Here is a 20264-nt window from a genome sequence, read left to right as displayed (position 1 = left end):
GTAGGCCCCATGGGGAAACTCCTTCATCCATCCATGAAAAGCCCTTCGCAGATCAAACAGCGCGAGAAAATGTGGGGCCGAAACAGCGGTTACCGTTATCCTTTACGTGAGCGCACAGGAATATTGAGGGGAGTAAGGGAGTAAGGGAGTAAGGGAGTAAGGGAGTAAGGGAGTAAGGGAGTAAGGGAGTAAGGGAGTAAGGGAGTAAGGGAAGAGGATCGCGGGCGCTCGTTCGGCGCAAGAGATTTTTTTTAGAGGCTCCGAGTTCCCACCCTATTCCCCTATTCCCCTATTCCCCTATTCCCCTATTCCCCTATTCCCCTATTCCCCTACCGCCCTGCCACTCCGGCCCACACGCCTATTGACGCATCACCCGTCTGCCAGTATTAAATGCAAATAGTTTGCAAGTGCATATTGGCAATAAAGGTCTTTATAATGACACCCCATGGTGCGGGCCCGTCCGAAGGTCACGACGTCACCTTTGAAGGCTGGCGGCGGGATCGAGGCGAAGCCTCTATGTCCGATGTTCATCGCTCCGTAGCGGTCAACCGCTCCGGTTCGCGCTTTCGCAGGGCCATGGCCTTTGTCGGCCCCGGCTATCTCGTCGCCGTCGGCTATATGGACCCCGGCAACTGGGCGACCTCGCTCGCTGGCGGTTCGCGTTTCGGCTATGCGCTTCTGTCGGTCGTGCTTCTGTCCAATCTGATGGCCGTTCTGTTGCAGGCGCTGTGCACGCGGCTTGCAATCGCCACCGGACGCGATCTGGCGCAGGCCTGCCGCGACGCCTATCCGCGCTTACTCGCCTGGCCGCTATGGCTTCTGGCGGAACTTGCAATCTGCGCCACCGATCTTGCCGAAGTCATCGGCACGGCCATTGGCCTCAATCTTCTCTTCGGCATTCCGCTCGAAATCGGTGTCATTATCACCGCAGCCGACGTGCTTCTGGTGCTCTATCTGCAAAACAAGGGCTTCCGCCGCGTCGAAGCGCTCATCATGACGCTTCTGGCCGTCATCGCGCTCTGCTTCCTGGTTCAGATCCTGATGGCGCAGCCAAAATGGAATGAGGTCATTCTCGGATTTGCGCCAACGGTCGAGATCATCCGCAACCCGGACATGCTTTATATAGCGCTCGGCATTATCGGCGCGACGGTCATGCCGCATAATCTCTATCTGCATTCCGGCATCGTGCAAACGCGCGACTATGGGCACACCACCGCTGAAAAACGCGAGGCCATTCGCTACTCGACGCTCGATTCCACCATCGCGCTGACTTTCGCACTGCTGGTCAATGCGTCGATCCTCATCCTCGCCGCGGCAAGCTTCAATGCGACCGGCAATACCGGCGTGGAAGATCTCGACAAGGCCCATGCCCTGCTCAACCCGCTGCTCGGTTCATCGCTTGCGCCAACGCTTTTCGCCATCGCGCTTCTGTGCTGCGGCCTGAATTCGACCATCACCGCCACCATGGCGGGGCAGATCGTCATGGAAGGCTTTATCCGTATCCGGCTAAAACCATGGTTGCGCCGCGCCATAACGCGCTTTGTGGCCATTGTTCCGGCTGCTGTTGTCACGATCATGTACGGCTCGCAGGGTACGACGGAACTCCTGATCCTGTCCCAGGTAGTGCTGAGCCTGCAATTGCCCTTCGCGGTGATACCGCTGGTCATGTTCACCGCTGAAAAGAAGAAGATGGGATCGCTGGTCGCCCCGCGCTGGGTCACGTTTCTGGCAGCCATTACCGCCGTCATCATTGTCGTGCTGAACCTGAAGCTCATCTATGATTTCTTCAGCGGCGTTCCGATCTGATCCAATCAAAGCAGCGCCTCCCAAGCAACCGCGCCGCACAAAGAAAAAGCCCGGCTCAACGCCGGGCTTTTTCTCATCTCGAATTAGTGTCAGCCGGTCTGTAAGCCGGGTTCTGTATGGCCGGGCTTTCGCCCGACGTGGCAGCCATTCATCTGGGACGGATGTCGCCACCCGCCTCTTGCAACCCACCCGGACGACTGATCCGGAAACCGATTGCCGGTTCTTGCGAACCGGCGCGCCGTCCCTATTCGGTCTTGCTCCCGGTGGGGTTTACCGTGCCGTCTCCATTGCTGCAGACGCGGTGGGCTCTTACCCCACCCTTTCACCCTTACCTCGTCATCCCTGTCGTTGCGTTTCGCTCAAAGCGTCTGAACAACGATACGGAAGACGAGGCGGTTTACTTTCTGTGGCACTATCCCTGGGGTCGCCCCCGCCGGGCGTTACCCGGCACCGTCTTTCCATGGAGCCCGGACTTTCCTCACCTGCCGCCTTTCGGCATATGACAAGTGCGGCTGCCCGACCGACTGACATCGCGTATAAATTCGCTTCTGTGCGAAAAAGCAACAGAAAAGCCGGTAGCAAAACCGCTACCGGCTTTTCGTTCACATCAAACGGCTTGAAACTCTACGCAGCCGCCGACGTAAATTCTGGAGCAAGCTCCAAAAGCGAAGCTTAAAGCCCGGCCATATATGCCTTCACCGAGCTGCAATATTTTGCAGAGATCGGGTTCATGCGCGTTGCGCCATGACCGGCATTGTATTTCAGGATCGTGCCGCAGGTGCTGCCGCCACCGAGCTTCTGTGCCATGGCAAGATACTTCATGCCGTACTGGATGTTCGTGGCAGGTTCATAAAGTCCCTTGGCCGAGCCGGAATAACCCATGGCACGTGCCGTCGAGAGCTTGATCTGCATCAGGCCGATTTCACCTGCTGCACCGCGCACATCCGGCTGGAAATTGCTTTCGTGGCGCACGACCGCATGAGCGAGCGAGGACGACACGCCATAGGTGGAAGCGTAGCGATTGATGATCTGCGAATAGCCGCCGCCTTTGGTCGAACGGCTGGAGCCGCCGGACTTGGCACCCTTGCCCACAGGCGCAGCACGGTTGGTGATGACCGACACCTTTTTAACCGAAGTCTTTGCCTTATCGGCTTCAGCAACTTTGTTCTGCTGACGCGCCTTGAGAAGAGCTGCGAGGTTGGTTGGTTCACTTGCAGGGGCGCTAAGCGCCGGATTCAGGCCAAACGAACTCATCGCGCCAACAAGGGCGCTAACAATAACAAATTTTACTTTCATAACCTACCGTCTTGGAACGTTTCTTATGAGGGAGCGCCCGTCTTGGGGGGAGACGATCCCGTTTATCCAGGTCCCGTTCGGTATAGGCTCTCAAGGCCCATTTCCGCCGGGATTAATCGATGATCTGACGGGGAAATGCAGCCGAAGATTGGTTGCAAAAGTAAAATCGTCTTACAGGTTGTAACGAAACTGATTCAAACGGGCGTGATTGAACAGCCCGCCGGGCAAGCGAGGTCGAAAAAGTGATTCGGCTAAATTTTTGAAAATTTGAACGAATTTCTAATTAAATTGCGAAAATCGTTCCGTTAACGCCGCGTGCTCAGGCGGTAACATTTTGTCGGGAAAAAATCAGTCTGTAGAGGGTATCTATGGTAGAAACATCGGCCACACCGTCTACATTTTGTGTCCGAAAGTGACGCTGAAATGCCTTAACCACGATTTCCGTGGCTTCATCGAAGATACCGGTAATCTCAATTCCGTAGCCATAGAGCGCCAGCATGGACTGCAAGGCCTCCACCGGTTGCCCCTGCTCGCCCCGCGCAAGAAAGCGTCCGCCGCGGATCGGCGTCGGTTCGATGAAGTGGCCGATGCCCGCCTCGTGCAGACGTTTCCACGGAAAGTTGTGGCCCGGATCAGTCTTGCGCGCCGGTGCGATATCCGAATGCGCCAGCACGTTTTCCGGAAGGATGGCATAGCGCTCGCATATATCGCGGCAAAGACGGATCACCGCCTCGATCTGCGCATCCTTGAACGGCGGATAGTCTTCCAGATTGCCCGGATTGACGATTTCAATGCCGATGGAAGCCGAATTGATGTCGGTCTCGCCCTTCCAGAAGCTCTTGCCTGCATGCCAGGCACGGGCTTTTTCCGACACCATCTGCGCCACCTGCCCGTCCTCGTGAACGAGATAATGAGCCGAGACCTGCATTTCTGGTGACTTCAGAATGTCGACCGCCTCCTGCGCGGTCGCCAGCCCCGTATAATGCAGGATCAGATAGACAGGCGTTTTGCCATCACGCCGCGGACCGAAATTGGGCGAAGGATCGAGCGCAGCACCCGCAAAGTCGGCCTGTTCCAGCGCCAGTTCGGCCAGATCCTGATCCTCGTCCCGAAATTCGGTTGCGCCGCTCGTTTCCTGCATTACGCAGCCTCCAAATGCTTTTCTATGCTTGCCCAGGCAGCGTTTATGGCAGCAAGACGCGCATTGGCAATAGTGATGAATTCCAGCGGCAGACCTTCCGCGACCAGCCGGTCGGGGTGGTGCTGCTTGACCAGCGTTCGATAGCGGCTGCGCGCATCGTCAAACGACACGCCGCGCTCAAGGCCGAGAATGGCGTAAGGATCACCCTCGCCGCGCTGCACATGCCGTATCGCAATGCGGTCGAAGGCAACCTCGTCAAAACCGAATATGCCTGCAACCTCGGTCAAAAACGCCATTTCCTTCTCATGGACATAGCCATCGGCCTTGGCGATATGAAACAGCCCGTCGAGAATATCTTCCAGAAGATGGCACTCACTCTGCCCTTCCTGACAGAGACCGGCCAGTTGGCGAGCATAGCTTTCAAACCCTGCCACATCCTGCTTGGCCAGATCATAAAGCCGCGCCACATGGGCAGTTTCTTCCTGCGGCACCGCAAATATATCCTGAAAGGCGCGTATCTCGTCCTGCGTCACGACACCGTCGGCTTTCGCCATTTTGGCGGACAGGGCGATCATGGCAATGGAGAACGCAACCCGCCTGCGCGTATCGGCATCGCCTTCAAAAACAGTGCGCACAGCCTCGATAACGCCTGTAATAGCGTTCGACGTCACAGACGCCACAAACTCACCGATGCGAACCCAAATCGACATGGTTCTGTTCTACAAAATTCCGTCGCTGCTGAAAACCGCCCGCATGAAGTGCAGCCGAAAAAACAATTATTTATATGCTCTTATCACTGGTCTGTGATGAGAAATGCGCCGGACCGAAAGATTATTGCGCTGATTACGCTCCAATCATCAAACCGAAGCGCCGATCCAGTTCAGTTTGATTGCACCGCGTTCTGGCGCTCAGTGAAAGAGCGCTGCGCCGTTGCGGCAGCCGCTTCTCCCGCGGCCTGAGCCTGCTCTTCATTCTGCCCGACCGCCTTTGCAGCAGATACGGCATTGGTGCGCGCCCGTTCAATGGCAGCGGCCTGTTCCTCGGGCGTATTCACACCGGCATTGTCACGCAAGGCCTTGACGAGATCCGGACCCTTTTTGTCCGAAGCGCCTTCCGCCGGTGCAGCAGGCTGCGAAACAGCACTTCCGTCCTGCGCCGGAGCAGCGGCCTTCTCGTCATTGCCCTTGCCGCAAGCAGCAAGCGCAACCAGAACAATGGCGGCAACGAAAAACAAGGTGTTACGGTTCATGATCAAAGCCATAACCGAAGACAGCCTGCGTTTAAACACGGAAATCGCTTGCGCGCCGTCTTTCCCGTAAAATGCCGCGGGATCATTCATTCAATGCAATTCCTTCTGGGACAAATGGCGATCCAGTTTCCCGGATCGCCATCTGTATGACATTTACCATACGGGACTATGACAGCTCACCGGCTGCAACTTGCCCGCACTTGCTTGGTGCTAAATAACAAGCCCGCTTAATTAGCAGGTGCGCTACCTGTACCGCCCGTACCCGTGCCCGGAGTAGCCGGAGCCGGCGTTGCAGGCGTGGTCGTCGTATCATTGTTCGAAGGTGCGGCAGGCGCAGCCGGTGCCGGTGCGGGAGCGTTGCTGGCGCCGTCATCCTTCTTCTCATTGCAGGCGGCAAGGCCCAGAAGCGACACGGCGGCAACAGACGTAATCAGAAACTTCTTCATATTGTCTCTCCTTCCTAGCGTGGGTCTGCTCGTTACGAGCTTATCCCTGTTGAGCATGGCGCAATATGCGCAGAACACCCCTCTGCTCTCTTCGTAGCTTTCTTCGTGGCTTTCTTAGTGTCCGGCCGGCTCCTTACCGGTCGATCACTTTTGCGGTTGGATCAGGCACAGAAGTCCTGTCGATACCCACCGTCACAGAAGAAAACGGCAGCGACGAGGAAAGGTTCTCTCAAATAGTCTTACCGCCCGTAATAAAACGCCAAGATTGCAGGCACTTACTCGTGCATTTCGCTGTCAGAAAGCGGTCATTAATCCGTCAATCCCCTGTCATCACGCGATGTTTAACTTTTTGAAACCAAGCGCGGGATTCGTCCCAAAGGGGAATTTTATGGCCGAACAATCAGCTGACGGTACCATTCTGAAGCGTGCAGTAACCCAGAACCATGCGCTGTCCCGCGCTGGCTTTTCGGAAAGATTGTTCGCCTGGCTCTTCAAGGGGTTGGTCTATCCGCAAATCTGGGAAGACCCCGATGTGGACATGACAGCGCTCGCCATTCAGCCCGGTCATCGCATCGTCACCATCGCATCCGGCGGCTGTAACGCCTTGTCCTATCTCACCGCCGATCCGGCCCGCGTCGAAGCCGTGGACCTCAACGAAGCCCATGTCGCCTTCAATCGGCTGAAACTCGCGGCGCTCAAGAACCTGCCCGATTACAGCGCCTTCTACCGCTTCTATGGCAAGGCAGACGACAAGACCAATCTTGCCGCCTACAAGCGCTTCGTGCGTCCGCATCTCGATGCCGAAAGCCGCGCTTATTGGGAAAAGCGCAAGTGGAACGGTCGCCAGCGTATTTCAATCTGCTGGCGCGACCTCTACCGTCACGGCCTGCTGGGTGTGTTCATCGGCATGGGGCATCGCGTGGCGCGCCTCTACGGCATCGACCCGCGTGATATCCTCAAGTCGCGCACCATGGAAGAACAACGCAGCTTCTTCGATACGGCGCTGGCGCCATTGTTCGAAAAGCGCATGGTGCGCTGGGCGACAGCGCGTAAATCCTCACTGTTCGGCCTTGGCATCCCGCCCCAGCAATATGACGCGCTTGCCACCGCCGGGAACGGCAATATGGCCGAAGTGCTGCGCAGCCGCCTCGAAAAACTCGCCTGCGGCTTTCCGCTGACGGAAAACTACTTCGCCTGGCAGGCTTTCGGACGCGGCTATAGCGGCGATGAGGAAACCGGCCCGCTGCCGCCTTATCTGTCACGCGCCAATTTCGAAACGGTACGCGCCCGCGCCGACCGCATGACCGTCCAGAACGCCAATTACACCGATTTTCTTGCCGCCAAGCCTGCTGCATCGGTGGATCGCTATATCCTTCTCGACGCGCAGGACTGGATGAACGACAGCCAGCTCAATGCCGTCTGGACCGAGATCACACGCACTGCCGCACCGGGCGCCCGCGTGATTTTCCGCACCGCCGCCGAACCGAGCCTGTTGCCGGGTCGCGTTGAGCCGGAAATCCTCGACCGCTGGGAATATCGCGCCGAAGAATCCCGCGCTTTGCACGACCGCGACCGCTCGTCGATCTATGGCGGCTTTCACCTCTATGTCCTGAAGGACGCCTGACATGCTGCAAAGCCCGGAAGGAAGCCGTGCGAGCGCACAGGGCAATGGTCAGGGTGCAAACCATGCGCGTTTGATGGACAAGGTTTACCGCCATCAGCGCCACTTCTATGATGCGACACGCAAATATTACCTTCTGGGTCGCGATCAGATGATCGCGACACTCCATGTGCCGGATGGCGGCAGCGTTCTGGAAATCGGTTGCGGCACCGGTCGCAACCTCGTCAAAACGGCGCAGCACTATCCCGATGCGAAACTTTACGGCATCGATATTTCAGCAGAAATGCTGGATACGGCCCGCAGCGCCGCCAGACGTGCTGGAATCGAAAGCCGCACCCAGCTGGAACTTGCAGATGCAGCGCAGTTCGATCCCGAGCAGCTTTTCCGTCAAACCGGCTTCGACCGCATCTTCATTTCCTATGCCATATCGATGATCCCGCAATGGCAATCGGTCATTCGCGAAAGCATCCGGCATCTGGGACCGGAGGGCGAATTACATGTCGTCGATTTCGGCGATCAAGGCCGCCTTCCCGGATGGTTCAAACGTAGCCTCTACACATGGCTCGACTGGTTCCATGTGACGCCGCGTCAGGACATGTTCGCCGTATGTGAGCGGCTTGCAGCCGAGCGCGGCCTGTCGGTGGAACGCCGCGTGCTCTATCGCGGCTTTGCATGGATCGCGGTTATTCGCGCTTCAGCTTAAAATTAGGAGCAAGAACAGCACTGGACTGATGACGACCGGTCGCGGATCGCGTAACCGTTGTAGGGACTGATTCGCGACACCGGAACCCCTGCATGAAACGTCTCATGAGCCGTCTGGCCAGCCGCAACTTTCTTGGCTCCTGCTTTGCCTCCTGCATGGGCGTTTTTCTGCTTTCAGCCTGTACGACAGTGGATTACGATTTTTCCGATGTGAAAAAGCACGGCACGGTTGCCCGCATCCCACCCCCATCGGGATCGGTGAAGGCGCCACGCTTTGGCGACCGCGATCCGCATGACTGGACGGGCAAGACGCCGTGGCACTATCCGATCCACGGCACCGACGTTTCAAAATATCAGGTCAACACCGACTGGAGCGCCGTGCGCGCCAGCGGCATCTCCTTTGCCTTCATCAAGGCAACCGAGGGCGGCGACCGTGTGGACGACCGCTTTACCGAGCATTGGAATGGCACACGCGAGGCAGGCATTCCCCGCAGCGCGTATCATTTCTATTATTTCTGCCGTCCGGCCATCGAACAGGCCCGCTGGTATATCCAGAATGTGCCGCGCGATCCTTCCGCGCTGCCGCCGGTTCTCGATATGGAATGGAACCCGCAATCGCCAACCTGCAAATTGCGGCCCAATGCGGCAGTTGTGCGCAAGGAAATGCGCATCTTCCTTGCAGCGCTTGAAAAGCATTATGGCAAGCGCCCGATCATCTACACGACCGTCGATTTCTTCGACGACAATGATCTGCGCCAGATACCGGACTATTCGTTCTGGTTGCGCTCGGTCGCCGGTCATCCGGATGAGAAATACGGCCCTCATCCCTGGACCTTCTGGCAATATACCGGCACGGGCGTCATTCCGGGCATCAAGGGCGACGCAGATATCAATGTCTTCGCGGGCGACGCCGCCACGTGGAAAAAGTGGCTGGAAAGCAACAAGGCCCGTTAAGACGGGCCTGTTTGACCTTACACATCAAGTTTTGCTTCATTTCCATGGCTTGTTGGGGCAATAGCTTTAGCAATCCTTGGAAGGGACCTGTTGCTCCCTGCAAAACGAGTGTGAGTTACCGATGAAGTTTGTTGCTTCCATCATGACAGCCGCCCTGCTCGCTTCGACCGCTGTGTCGAATGCGCAGACTGCCAATACCTCTCCGGCGCCTGCGGCTCCGACCGAAGCTGCCGTCAACGCACCCAAGCCGGAATGCGAGACCGATCTTGGCCAGTGGATCGAAAATCTGGCCAAGGAAGCGCGTGAAGCCGGTGTCGGTGAAAAGGGCATCAGCGAGCTGCACAAGGCATCGCTTGAGCAGAAGGTGCTCGACCGGGATCGCAAGCAGACTGTCTTCAACCTGACCTTCACCGAATTTTCCAAGCGCCTCATCTCTGAAGCGCGCCTGAAAAAAGGCCAGGAAAACCTGATCAAACATGCCGATGTCTTCAAGAAAGTTGAAGAAACCTACGGTGTGCCGGGTCCGGTTCTTGCCTCTTTCTGGGGCCTTGAAACCGATTACGGCGCAATTCAGGGTGATTTCGACACGCTGAACGCGCTCGTCACCCTTTCCTATGACTGCCGCCGTCCGGATCTCTTCCGTCCGCAGCTGATCGCGCTGCTCAAGCTGTTCGATACGGGCGTTGTTGATGCCAGCACGACCGGCGCATGGGCCGGCGAAATCGGCATGATGCAGCTTCTGCCCAAGGATTATCTGGAGCGCGGCGTCGATGGCGACAGTGACGGCAAGGTCGATCTGAAGAACAGCGTTCCTGACGCCATGATGACCGCCGGTCGCATGATTTCCGAACTGGGCTGGAAACGTGGCCAGCCGTGGCTGGAAGAAGTGCGCATCACCAAGGATCTGCCTTGGGAAGAAGCCATCCGCACCAATCGCAAGCCGCATTCCTGGTGGGCTGAGCAGGGTGTGACCGGCCTGAATGGTCCACTCGGACCGGATGACGGCGATGCCTCGCTGCTGCTGCCGCTTGGCCGCAAGGGTCCTGCCTTCCTGTCCTATTCGAATTTCGACGTCTTCGTCGAATGGAACAAATCCATCGTCTACGCGACGACCGCAGCCTATTTTGCGACGCGCCTTGCCGGTGCGCCTGCATTCGATCCCGGCAATCCAATTCCGGGTCTGACGCAGGAGCAGATGAAAGAGCTGCAAACGAAGCTTCAGGCACGCGGCTATGATATGGGCGCGAAGATTGACGGTGTTTACGGTCTCCTGACCCGCGATGCCGTGCGCGCCGAACAGATGCGGCTTGGCATGCCAGCCGATTCCTGGCCGACCCAGGAGCTTCTGGACAAGCTCTAAACAAATCATAAGGCGCGGGATCATCCCCGCGCCTTTTCCTATTCTGCTCTCACCACGAATGCCTGTTTCATGCTCACTACCCTGCTTGTCGTCCTGCCCGTATTTGCGCTCATTTTCTCCGGATGGGGCGCATTCAAGCTAAAAATACTGGGACCACACGCCATTGCAGAGCTGAACCGCTTCGTGGTCTATCTGGCGCTGCCTGCGCTTTTGTTCGACATCATGGCCAATACGCATGGCAGCGAACTCTGGCAGCCGGGTTTCATCGCCGTCTTCCTGCTGAGCAGCGCCATCGCCTTCGTCCTGCCCTTTCTGGTGCGGTTGCGCGGAAAATTGCCGCTTGCCGATACGGCGCTCGACGGCCTCAATGCCGCCTATCCCAATACGGGCTATATGGGCATTCCGCTGTCGATGATCGCTTTCGGCTCTGGCGTTTTGGCCGCAACCACCATCTCGATCATCATAACCGTTTGCGTCACTTTCGCCTTTGCGATTGTGCTGATCGAAATCGGCCTGCAAACCGAGAAAAAGCCGTTTCATCTCGTCTGGAAAGTCGTCCGCTCGCTCATTCGCAATCCGCTGCTGTTTGCACCAGCACTTGGAGCGATCTTCTCTTTCCTCGGGCTGACGATCCCCGCCCCTGCCGAAACTTTTCTCAAAATGCTCGGTGGCGCTGCATCGCCTTGTGCGCTTGTGGCGCTTGGCCTGTTCCTCGCGCAGTCGCGCAAGGTTGAGCGCGAAAGCGTCAACGCCATTGCCTTCCTCGTTTCAGTCAAACTGATTGTCCAGCCGCTCGCCACATGGCTGCTTGCGGTCTATGTCTTCGGACTGCCGCCTCTGATGGCGGAAAGCGCAGCCCTTCTCGCTGCCTTGCCGACGGGCACCGGCCCTTTCATGCTCGCCGAACATTATCGGCGTGAGGCGGCCATCACCTCCAATGTCATTCTCTATTCGACGGTCATTTCCGTGGTGACTCTGTCGGCGTTTCTCGCCCTGATCCGCTGACGAAAAGCGGGGTATCGCTGCAAACAGCCTGTGGAAATTGTGGCGATTACCCCGTAAATCCTGTCAGTTCTGTGTCTTTTTCATGAAATGTGAACAGATTTTTCAGGTCAGAAATTTCAATAACTTAGGTGGTAAACAGAAGGTTTTTTTCACAATCACGCCAAGTTGCAGCACGAAATCTTCTTTTGTTCTCGGCTTTTTGCGCTTAGATTCCAGTCTCTACCAGCGCGCGCCGGGCGCTTGTCTGGCGCATATGAAGGAGACAGACCGATGGGACTGACACGATCTTTGAATGTCCTCATGATCTGTGCAGCATTTGCATTTGTTGCAGCGTTGATAGCAGGCGTCATACCGTAAAGCAGGCGCATCAGACGATTACGGCGACACAGGTTTCGAGGATAGACCGGTCTCGCAAGAAACAGAAAGCCCGCCGAAACGGCGGGCTTTTTTCTTAGTCATACAAGGATCTTATGCAGGCTCCAAGGCCGCTTCGGTCTTCGGGCGAATACCGATCATATGGCAGATCGCGTAAGGCAGATCGGCGCGGTTCATCGTATAGAAATGGAAATCCTGCACGCCGCGCTCGATCAGGTCCATGACCTGCTCGGCTGCGATGGCGGCTGCGACCAGCTGATGCGTCTGCGGATCGTTTTCCAGTCCGTCGAAGCGTTCTGCAAGCCAAGCCGGAATATGCGTCGCGGAACGAGCGCAGAAATTCTTGACCTGCTTGAAATTATGCACCGGCAAAACGCCCGGAACGATCGGGATATAAATCCCCGCCCGGCGCACGCGCTCGACATAGCGCTCATAAAGATCGTTTTCAAAGAAGAACTGCGTGATGGCGCGGGTGGCGCCGTTGTCCACCTTGCGCTTCAACATGTCGATATCGGTTGCGAAATCGGGGCTTTCCGGATGCTTTTCCGGATAGGCCGAAACCGAAATATCAAAATCCGAAATCTGACGCAGGCCGCCGACCAGATCGGCGCCATTCAGATAGCCGCCGGTTGTCGGCACATATTTTTCGCCAATACCAGCAGCCGGATCACCGCGGAGCGCCACGAAACGGTTGACGCCCAGATCGGCGAACTCGCGCACCACGCGGTCGACTTCCTCGCGCGTTGCATCCACACAGGTCAGATGCGCCGCAGGCTGGATATCGGTTTCCTTCAGAATGCGCGCAACGGTGCGGATTGTACGCTCACGCGTCGAGCCGCCCGCACCATAGGTGACCGAGACGAATTCCGGTTGCAAAGGCGCCAGCCGTGTGACCGTTTCCCAGAGGCGCTGTTCCATCTCTTCCGACTTGGGCGGAAAGAATTCGAACGATACCCGGGTGGTCTGGCCGACATCCGGTCGGCGGGAAAGACCATAAAAACCCATCACACTGTCTCCGTCATGCTTGATTCATTCGTTGCCGGATCGGCAATGAGAAGGCGCGGATCGCGTGCAAGCCAAAGCTTGACGGTCAGTCCCTCATCGCCGCTTGCGCCCTTCGGGGCAGTCTCATTGTTTTTACGCATGATCTTATCCGAAAAGTCTGACAACTTTTCGGGATCATGCTTGAGTTCCAGCGTCTTTTCAGGCTCAAGGCCTGCTTCCTTCATCCAGCCCAGCATCTGCTCGTCGCTGAAGCCGAGGCGCAAATGCGCATGGTCTTCGCGTAAGAATTCGAGCGTATGCGGCGCAAAATCGACGATCAGCAAACGACCATTCGGGCGCAGCGCCCGCGCGCCTTCGCGGATCGCCGAAAGCGGATCGTCCAGAAAATGCAGCACCTGATGGATCGTCACCAGATCGAAACTCTCGCGTTCGACCGGCAGGGCATAAACATCGCCCTGGCGCACCTGCGCATTGCCGATGGCCGCAAGATCGAGATTGGCGCGGGCTACGGCCAGCATGTCGCGATTGATGTCGATGCCAAGACCGCGCGCATAAAGCGGTGCGAAAAGTTCCAGCAAGCGCCCGGTGCCGGTTCCGACATCGAGCATGGCTTGAAACGGCTTTTCGCCGACGATTTTCTTGAGTGCGGTTTCGACCGCATTTTCCGAAACATGCAGCTTGCGGATTTCGCCCCAGCTACCCGCATTGGCGCTGAAATAGGCCGCGGCCTTTTCCTGACGGCTGGACTTGACCTGTGAAAGCCGCTCCAGATCGCGCTCGACCAGCGCATCGGAGCGGTCGAGACGCGCCAGCAAACCACGCGCCAGATCACCGCAAATCGCATTATCCGCCAGCCGGAAATAGGCCCATGCCCCTTCCTGATAGCGGTCGATGAGATCGGCTTCGCCCAACAGCTTGAGATGGCGCGACACGCGCGGCTGCGACTGGCCGAGAATAGTCGTCAGATCGGAAACCGTCAGGTCACCTCGCGCCAGAAGCGCCAGAATGCGCAGACGGCTTGGCTCTGCCACCGCCTTCAACACATCCACCATCTGATCGAGTTGCAATTGCAAACCGGCCATATCTTCAGCTCTTCCGTTGGCGCGCAACCCACGCTGCGCTTAAAAACATATAAAGATATGTTTATATGGAAAGGCATTCCTATGCAAGCGCTTTTCATGGCAGAATGAATCGAGCTGGGGATTCGTTCACAGCGAATGCAGGAAAGGAAAGCGCCATGCGTGCGAGCACTATGCGTCAAAAGGCAATCGCCAAATCGCTCACATTGCTGCTTCCGGCGGTTCCCTATTCAGATTCCGAGCCGATCAGAGCGGCGGCTCTGGCTCCGCATATGAAGACGCTGCCGCCATCCACAGCGGTATGGCTTGCCACTGTGGCGCATGTGCGCCATGCCCATACGGATTACGATACGTTGCGCGATGACGGATACGACAAGGATTCCGCCCGCTTCTTCGTGCTGGATGCAATCAATTCAAAGCTGACGGAATGGCGTGCAACGCGGCTTTTATCGCCGGAAGACGACGAAGCGGTGGAGATGTGAAAACGCCGCCCGGAGGGCGGCGTTTGATCGTAGAGGCCTAGGGCCGTTTAATCGACAGACCCGTGCCCTTGCAGATAGCCGTGCTTGCGCGGGTTCGGCATGAAGATGCTGACCGCAAAGACGATGACCATCATGATGGTCACGTACCAGAAGAAGCCGCTTTCCATGCCCTGCTGCTTGAACCACAGCGCGACATATTCCGCCGTGCCGCCAAAGATCGCATTGGCGATAGCGTAGGAGAAACCAACGCCGAGTGCGCGCACTTCCGCCGGAAAAAGCTCGGCTTTCACGATACCGCTGATAGAGGTGTACATGCTCACCACAGCCAGCGCGATCACGATGTAGATGAAGGCCATGGTCGAGCTTTGCACCGAGCCGATCAGCGTCATCAAAGGGATCGTCGTGAGGATCGAGATGCCGCCGAAGCCGATCATCATGGTCTTGCGACCGATCTTGTCAGACAGCGCGCCGAACAGCGGCTGCATGAGCATATAGGCCAGCAGCACGAAGGTCATCGTTTCACTGGCGGTTTCCTTGCTCATACCGGCCGTATTGACCAGATATTTCTGCATATAGGTAGTGAAGGTATAGAAGGCGAGCGAACCGCCTGCCGTGAAGCCGACAACAACCAGAAACGCCTTGCGGTGATGCTTCCAGATGGTGGCGAAGCTGCCCGCAGCCTTGCTGCTGCGGGTTTCTTCCGTGGTGGTTTCATGCAGCGTGCGACGCAGAAAGAGCGCCACAATGGCGGCGAGACCGCCGATTGCAAACGGGATGCGCCAGCCCCAGGCATGAAGCTGCTCGGATGTGAGCATGAACTGGAGAAGCACAATCACCAGAACGGCCAGTAGCTGGCCGCCGATCAGCGTGACATACTGAAACGACGAGAAGAAGCCGCGACGCCCTGCAAGCGCCACTTCACTCATATAGGTCGCTGTCGTGCCATATTCGCCGCCGACCGAAAGGCCCTGCAACAGACGCACGATCAGCAACAGCACCGGAGCCAGCACGCCAATCGAGGCGTAGGTCGGCAGAATAGCGATGGCAAACGAGCCAAAACACATCATGGTGACGGAAATCAGCATCGATGTGCGACGGCCCAGCTTGTCGGCGATACGGCCAAACAACCAGCCGCCGATCGGACGCATCAGAAAGCCTGCCGCGAAAATCGCAGCAGCATTCAAAAGCTGGCTGGTCTGATCCTCGGCCGGGAAAAACTGCGATGCGAAGTAAAGCGCACCAAACGAATAAACATAGAAATCATACCATTCGACCAGATTGCCCGAAGCACTGGCCACAATCGCATAGACACGACGGCGCGTATCGTGGGCGTCATGCGCCGCTTCGATCTCGCCATTGGCATCGACATGCGTTCCTGCATTGCTCATGTTGAAAACTCCCAAAAGCGGATTCTGTTACCCACATCGAACGACAGCGAAAATGTTGGATGAAGCGCAGCGTTATAAGGATGCTCGCTAATTTAGCGTAGGTCCAGAATGCGACCAGACCATAGGTGCAAAATCGTTTGCATGCAATCTATTGACTTATAACCTATAGCAAAGCGGGCGATGGCAATTCACCTGCCACCGCCCGCCACAGTTCTTTGAAATAATTGGAAAATTTCTAAATCGACCCGACCATCGACACGGAGAGTGTCAATCACATCCCCGTGTAGTGGTCAGTTTCGGCATGATTATCGCTTCTGAACAACCATGAAGATACGGGGGAATCGAAGCAGCACCTTGCCGTCGCGAGTCGTCGGATAATGCGGTGCAATACGCTCCTTATAGGCTGCGAGATAGGCCGCCTGCTCGTCGGCATCCAGCGGATCGAGGAAGGGTCTGAGGCCCGTGCCCTTGACCCATTCCACAATCGCGTCAACGCCAGCCAGCGGGTGATTGTAGATCGTGTGCCAGATGTCGATCCGCGCCGCATCGGCTGCAAGCGCATCGTAATAAGTGGCGACCGGCGGCAACACGCCCCTGCCCGTCTTGCCGATCTTGGCTGCAAAAGGCGCGGTCTTGGCAACGTCGCGCATCCCGACATGGGTTTGCTCGCCCATATTATCCGGCATCTGGATCGCCAGAAATGCACCCGGCTGCAGCAGCGACAAAAGCCGCTGCAATTGCTCGATATGGTCGGGCAGCCATTGGAAGACGGCGTTGGAGAACAACACGTCCGTTTCGGCATCCGGCTCGAAACTGGCGGCATCGCTGATGAAGAACTCCACGTCCGGCAGACGGGCCTTCGCCTTGTCGATCATATCGGGCGACGTATCGAAACCCGCAACCTGCGCGTCCGGCCAGCGCTCCACGAGAAGCTCAGTCGAATTGCCGGGTCCGCAGCCGATATCCACCACCTTGCGCGGCGCTGTCAGGGGTATCTGCGCCAGAAGATCGCGCGCCGGGCGGCTGCGTTCATCTTCAAACTTCAGATATTGTTTTGCGGACCAGTCTTTCATCGTCTTTCCTTTCATCACGTGAAAAGGGCCTGAAATAAAAAGGCCGGTGCGATACACCGGCCTTGGAAGTCATTATCGGGTCAGCGGCTTATACGTCACCCGCTTCGGGTTGACGCTTTCCGGTCCGAGACGACGGACCTTGTCGGCCTCATAGTCTTCGAAGTTGCCTTCGAACCATTCAACATGGCTGTCGCCTTCGAAAGCGAGGATATGCGTCGCCAGACGGTCGAGGAACATACGATCGTGGGAGATGATAACAGCGCAGCCAGCGTATTTTTCGAGCGCATCTTCGAGCGCTGCCAGCGTTTCCGTATCAAGATCGTTGGTCGGTTCGTCGAGGAGCAGAACGTTGCCGCCTGCCTGCAACATCTTGGCAAGATGCACGCGGTTGCGCTGACCACCGGAGAGATTACCCACCTTGGCCTGCTGATCGCCGCCCTTGAAGTTGAACGCGCCGCAATAAGCGCGGGAGTTCATTTCAAACTTGCCGAGCTTGATGATGTCGTTGCCGCCGGAAATTTCTTCCCAGACATTCTTGTTCGGGTCGAGGTGATCGCGGCTCTGATCGACGTAGCCAAGATGCACGGTATCGCCGATGCGGATCGAACCGGAATCGGGCTTTTCCTGACCGGTGATCATCTTGAACAGCGTCGACTTACCGGCGCCGTTCGGGCCGATAACACCAACAATGCCACCTGGAGGCAGCTTGAAGGTCAGGTTTTCGATCAGCATACGGTCGCCAAACGACTTGGTCAGACCTTCCGCTTCAATAACCACCTGGCCGAGACGCTCACCTGCCGGGATCAGAATCTGGGCATCGCCCGGACGCTGGTTTTCCGCGGCTTCAACGAGCTGATCATAAGCCTTGATACGGGCTTTCGACTTCGCCTGACGTGCCTTGGGGCTGGCGGCGATCCACTGGCGCTCGCGTTCAAGAGCTTTCTGACGCGAATCTTCTTCACGTCCTTCCTGAATCATGCGCTTGGCCTTGGCTTCGAGATAAGCCGAGTAGTTGCCTTCGTAAGGAATGCCGCGACCACGGTCGAGTTCGAGAATCCAGCCGGTCACATTGTCGAGGAAGTAGCGATCGTGCGTGATGAGCAGGACAGCGCCCTGATATTCGCGCAGATGCTTTTCCAGCCAAGCGGTTGTTTCAGCGTCAAGGTGGTTGGTTGGTTCGTCGAGCAGCAGCAGATCAGGCTTCGAAAGCAGCAGCTTGCAAAGTGCAACGCGGCGACGCTCACCGCCCGAAAGCTTGGTGACATCGGCATCGGCTGGCGGGCAGCGCAAGGCTTCCATCGCCATTTCAACCTGGCTTTCCAGATCCCAGAGGTTCTGGCTGTCGATGACGTCCTGAAGCGCCGCGCCTTCGTCGGCGGTTTCATCAGAATAGTTCATCATCAGTTCGTTGTAACGCTCAAGAATGGCGGTCTTCGCTGCCACACCTTCCATAACGTTGCCGAGCACAGTCTTTTCTGGATCGAGATGCGGTTCCTGCGCGAGATAACCGCAAGTGGCACCGTCGGCGAGCCACGCTTCACCGGTATATTCCTTGTCGAGACCGGCCATGATCTTGAGGATCGTCGACTTACCGGCACCGTTGGGGCCGAGAATACCGATCTTCGCATCTGGATAGAATGACAGGTGAAGGTTTTCGATAACCTTCTTGGCTCCATAAGCCTTGTTCAGGCCGGACATATGATAAATGAATTGGCGTGCCATAAAGCGCGTCGTCTCCACGGGTTGGAACGCGCGGGTGGGTTCGAATGAAGCCGAACCGCGCGGAAATTGCTGACGCGTATGTAGGCCAAATAAAGAGCGGACGCAAACGCCATCGCGTAAAACATAAATGACGGGCAAGGCATTGCCCGAAGAAGCACGCGCTTGAAAATTTGAGCTTAAAAGAATGAAACCGGGCGCGGATATTTCCGTCACCCGGTTTCCCCTCTGGCCACCGTCCGCGAAAGTTTCCTCCCTTTCATCGGACGGCCTGCAAATGATGGCTTGGATTTCTCTAAATGACGCCCTTTATGTCCGTCAAAGCCCCTGTATTTCCCCGTTGAGCCTAGATTTGCCCAGCTTTTCACGCATTTCAAGCAGAATTTGCACAAAAAACGCTTTTGCCTAAAATTCGCTCATACAACGTTGTCATGCCTCTTTTAATGCCGCGCTCAACGGGGGAATTGACTATTTGCGCGGCATAAAATCAGATGGCGAAATGTCGTTTGAAACCGTTCATCACATCTCCCTGTCCGACGCGACGCAACTGCCGTTTCGAAGCGCGCTTGCGGATGCGCCACGGGCGGTCATTCAAATCTGCCACGGCCTTGCGGAACATTCCGCGCGCTATGGCCGGTTTGCCAAAGCGCTCGCAGAGGCTGGCTATCACGTCTATGCCCATGACCACCGTGGCCATGGCATGAATATCGGCGCTCATGCACCGAGAGGAATGTTTTCACAAAAGCAAGGCCATGATGTGGCCATCAACGATGTTCTGGCACTGAACCGCCACATTCACCAACAGCATCCCGGCTTGCCGGTGGTTCTGTTCGGGCATTCGATGGGCGGCCTGATTGCTCTGAACTATGTACTCGACCATGCCGACACGGTGGATGCCGCTGCAATCTGGAATGCCAATTTTGACGGCGGCCTTGAAGCCAAAGCCGCAGCAGCACTTCTTTATATAGAGCGTATGTTGAAAGGGTCGGATGTTCCAAGCAGCCTGTTGCCGAAATTGACCTTCCGCGCCTGGGGCCGCGCCATCCCCGGCCATCGCACGCCTTTCGACTGGCTGTCACGCGATCCGGCGGAGGTCGATGCCTATGTCGCCGATCCGCTGTGCGGGTTCGACGCCACCGTATCGCTGTGGCTCGATCTCGTGCACATGACCGCGCGCGGTGCGGATGACCGCAACTTCAGCAAGATCCCGCGCAGCCTGCCCTTTCATCTGGTCGGCGGCAGCGAAGATCCCGCTACCGCCAAGGGAGCCGCCATCTCCAGACTGGCCGCACGCATGCAGCGCATGGGGTTCACACGGGTGACCTGCCTGATCCTCGCAGAAACCCGCCATGAAAGCCTCAACGACATTAATCGGAACGAAGTGACGCAGAAATTTCTGGATTGGCTGGCGGAGACCCTTCCGTCTCCGTCGAAGTCCGGCTAAGAAACGGCGGTATTCTCTTCTATTTGGCTTGGCTCACGATTTCTTGAAGCATCTTGGCTTCTTCGGGTATTCAGTGCTAGAGCATCGGCCCCGAAAGTGATTATCGGTTTCGGGAAAAG

At 56.9% G+C, this 20264-nt stretch carries 17 protein-coding genes, 1 other RNA gene and 1 pseudogene; 8 read left to right on the top strand and 11 right to left on the bottom strand.

The annotated features are described in order from the left end of the window. The first annotated feature begins 435 nt into the window (after positions 1 to 435). Positions 436 to 1806 carry an Nramp family divalent metal transporter gene (locus FGI60_RS24770; protein WP_078338666.1) on the top strand — a complete coding sequence of 457 codons (1371 nt, stop codon included), beginning with the start codon at positions 436 to 438 and terminating at the stop codon, positions 1804 to 1806. Between the two features lie 85 nt (positions 1807 to 1891). On the opposite strand, the gene rnpB is transcribed toward FGI60_RS24770, so the two are convergent. The 6 genes and pseudogenes from rnpB to FGI60_RS24740 all read right to left on the bottom strand — a co-directional run bounded on the left by rnpB (position 1892) and on the right by FGI60_RS24740 (position 5938). After that, positions 1892 to 2334: RNase P RNA component class A (gene rnpB, locus FGI60_RS24765), an RNA gene on the bottom strand. 144 nt (positions 2335 to 2478) lie between these two features. Beyond that, positions 2479 to 3102 carry a lytic transglycosylase domain-containing protein gene (locus FGI60_RS24760; RefSeq protein ID WP_138787407.1) on the bottom strand — a complete coding sequence of 208 codons (624 nt, stop codon included), beginning with the start codon at positions 3100 to 3102 and terminating at the stop codon, positions 2479 to 2481. 319 nt (positions 3103 to 3421) lie between these two features. After that, on the bottom strand, positions 3422 to 4243 hold the full coding sequence (locus FGI60_RS24755; protein WP_138787406.1) for an N-acetylmuramoyl-L-alanine amidase: 822 nt from the start codon (positions 4241 to 4243) through the stop codon (positions 3422 to 3424). Next, complete coding sequence (locus FGI60_RS24750) at positions 4243 to 4953, bottom strand: J domain-containing protein (RefSeq protein ID WP_078338669.1); 711 nt, start codon at positions 4951 to 4953, stop codon at positions 4243 to 4245. Before FGI60_RS24750 ends, FGI60_RS24755 begins: the two co-directional genes overlap by 1 nt. A gap of 170 nt (positions 4954 to 5123) precedes the next feature. Next, positions 5124 to 5578, bottom strand: a pseudogene (locus tag FGI60_RS24745) (antifreeze protein). A 141-nt stretch (positions 5579 to 5719) separates the two neighbouring features. Beyond that, positions 5720 to 5938 carry a hypothetical protein gene (locus FGI60_RS24740; protein ID WP_113534689.1) on the bottom strand — a complete coding sequence of 73 codons (219 nt, stop codon included), beginning with the start codon at positions 5936 to 5938 and terminating at the stop codon, positions 5720 to 5722. Between the two features lie 388 nt (positions 5939 to 6326). Here FGI60_RS24740 and FGI60_RS24735 point away from each other — a divergent pair, with 388 nt between their 5' ends. From FGI60_RS24735 to FGI60_RS24715, 5 genes are all read left to right on the top strand, one after another. Beyond that, complete coding sequence (locus FGI60_RS24735) at positions 6327 to 7562, top strand: DUF3419 family protein (protein ID WP_138787404.1); 1236 nt, start codon at positions 6327 to 6329, stop codon at positions 7560 to 7562. A 1-nt stretch (position 7563) separates the two neighbouring features. Beyond that, positions 7564 to 8262 (top strand): class I SAM-dependent methyltransferase, encoded by a 699-nt coding sequence (locus FGI60_RS24730; RefSeq protein ID WP_138787403.1) that lies wholly within the window; start codon positions 7564 to 7566, stop codon positions 8260 to 8262. 104 nt (positions 8263 to 8366) lie between these two features. After that, positions 8367 to 9215: a glycoside hydrolase family 25 protein gene (locus FGI60_RS24725; protein ID WP_138787409.1), complete on the top strand. Its 849-nt coding sequence runs from the start codon at positions 8367 to 8369 to the stop codon at positions 9213 to 9215. Between the two features lie 121 nt (positions 9216 to 9336). Further along, positions 9337 to 10575, top strand: a complete 1239-nt coding sequence (locus FGI60_RS24720) for a lytic murein transglycosylase (protein WP_138787402.1) — start codon at positions 9337 to 9339, stop codon at positions 10573 to 10575. 69 nt (positions 10576 to 10644) lie between these two features. Then, a complete protein-coding gene (locus tag FGI60_RS24715; protein WP_078338674.1) occupies positions 10645 to 11580 on the top strand; it encodes an AEC family transporter in 936 nt (311 codons plus the stop codon). A gap of 468 nt (positions 11581 to 12048) precedes the next feature. Here the strand turns inward: FGI60_RS24715 and metF are convergent, their stop codons facing one another. Both metF and FGI60_RS24705 read right to left on the bottom strand, forming a co-directional pair. Continuing rightward, on the bottom strand, positions 12049 to 12960 hold the full coding sequence (metF, locus tag FGI60_RS24710) for a methylenetetrahydrofolate reductase [NAD(P)H] (RefSeq protein WP_138787401.1): 912 nt from the start codon (positions 12958 to 12960) through the stop codon (positions 12049 to 12051). Continuing rightward, on the bottom strand, positions 12960 to 14042 hold the full coding sequence (locus FGI60_RS24705; RefSeq protein WP_113534688.1) for an ArsR/SmtB family transcription factor: 1083 nt from the start codon (positions 14040 to 14042) through the stop codon (positions 12960 to 12962). Before FGI60_RS24705 ends, metF begins: the two co-directional genes overlap by 1 nt. A gap of 155 nt (positions 14043 to 14197) precedes the next feature. Here FGI60_RS24705 and FGI60_RS24700 point away from each other — a divergent pair, with 155 nt between their 5' ends. Then, on the top strand, positions 14198 to 14521 hold the full coding sequence (locus FGI60_RS24700) for a DUF2293 domain-containing protein (RefSeq protein ID WP_078338863.1): 324 nt from the start codon (positions 14198 to 14200) through the stop codon (positions 14519 to 14521). 47 nt (positions 14522 to 14568) lie between these two features. Here FGI60_RS24700 and FGI60_RS24695 read toward each other — a convergent pair whose 3' ends face one another. The 3 genes from FGI60_RS24695 to ettA all read right to left on the bottom strand — a co-directional run bounded on the left by FGI60_RS24695 (position 14569) and on the right by ettA (position 18704). Beyond that, positions 14569 to 15909: an MFS family transporter gene (locus FGI60_RS24695; protein ID WP_138787400.1), complete on the bottom strand. Its 1341-nt coding sequence runs from the start codon at positions 15907 to 15909 to the stop codon at positions 14569 to 14571. A gap of 305 nt (positions 15910 to 16214) precedes the next feature. Further along, positions 16215 to 16982, bottom strand: coding sequence for a trans-aconitate 2-methyltransferase (tam, locus tag FGI60_RS24690; RefSeq protein WP_138787399.1), 768 nt, complete (start codon positions 16980 to 16982; stop codon positions 16215 to 16217). A gap of 72 nt (positions 16983 to 17054) precedes the next feature. Beyond that, a complete protein-coding gene (ettA, locus tag FGI60_RS24685; RefSeq protein ID WP_078338864.1) occupies positions 17055 to 18704 on the bottom strand; it encodes an energy-dependent translational throttle protein EttA in 1650 nt (549 codons plus the stop codon). 496 nt (positions 18705 to 19200) lie between these two features. On the opposite strand from ettA, the gene FGI60_RS24680 reads away from it, so the two are divergent. Next, positions 19201 to 20145, top strand: a complete 945-nt coding sequence (locus FGI60_RS24680) for an alpha/beta fold hydrolase (RefSeq protein ID WP_138787398.1) — start codon at positions 19201 to 19203, stop codon at positions 20143 to 20145. Positions 20146 to 20264 lie beyond the last annotated feature (119 nt).

Origin of the sequence: Brucella haematophila (genome assembly GCF_005938105.1) — a bacterium.
Classification (GTDB): domain Bacteria; phylum Pseudomonadota; class Alphaproteobacteria; order Rhizobiales; family Rhizobiaceae; genus Brucella; species Brucella haematophila.
This window is presented reverse-complemented; position numbering and strand designations above follow the sequence as displayed.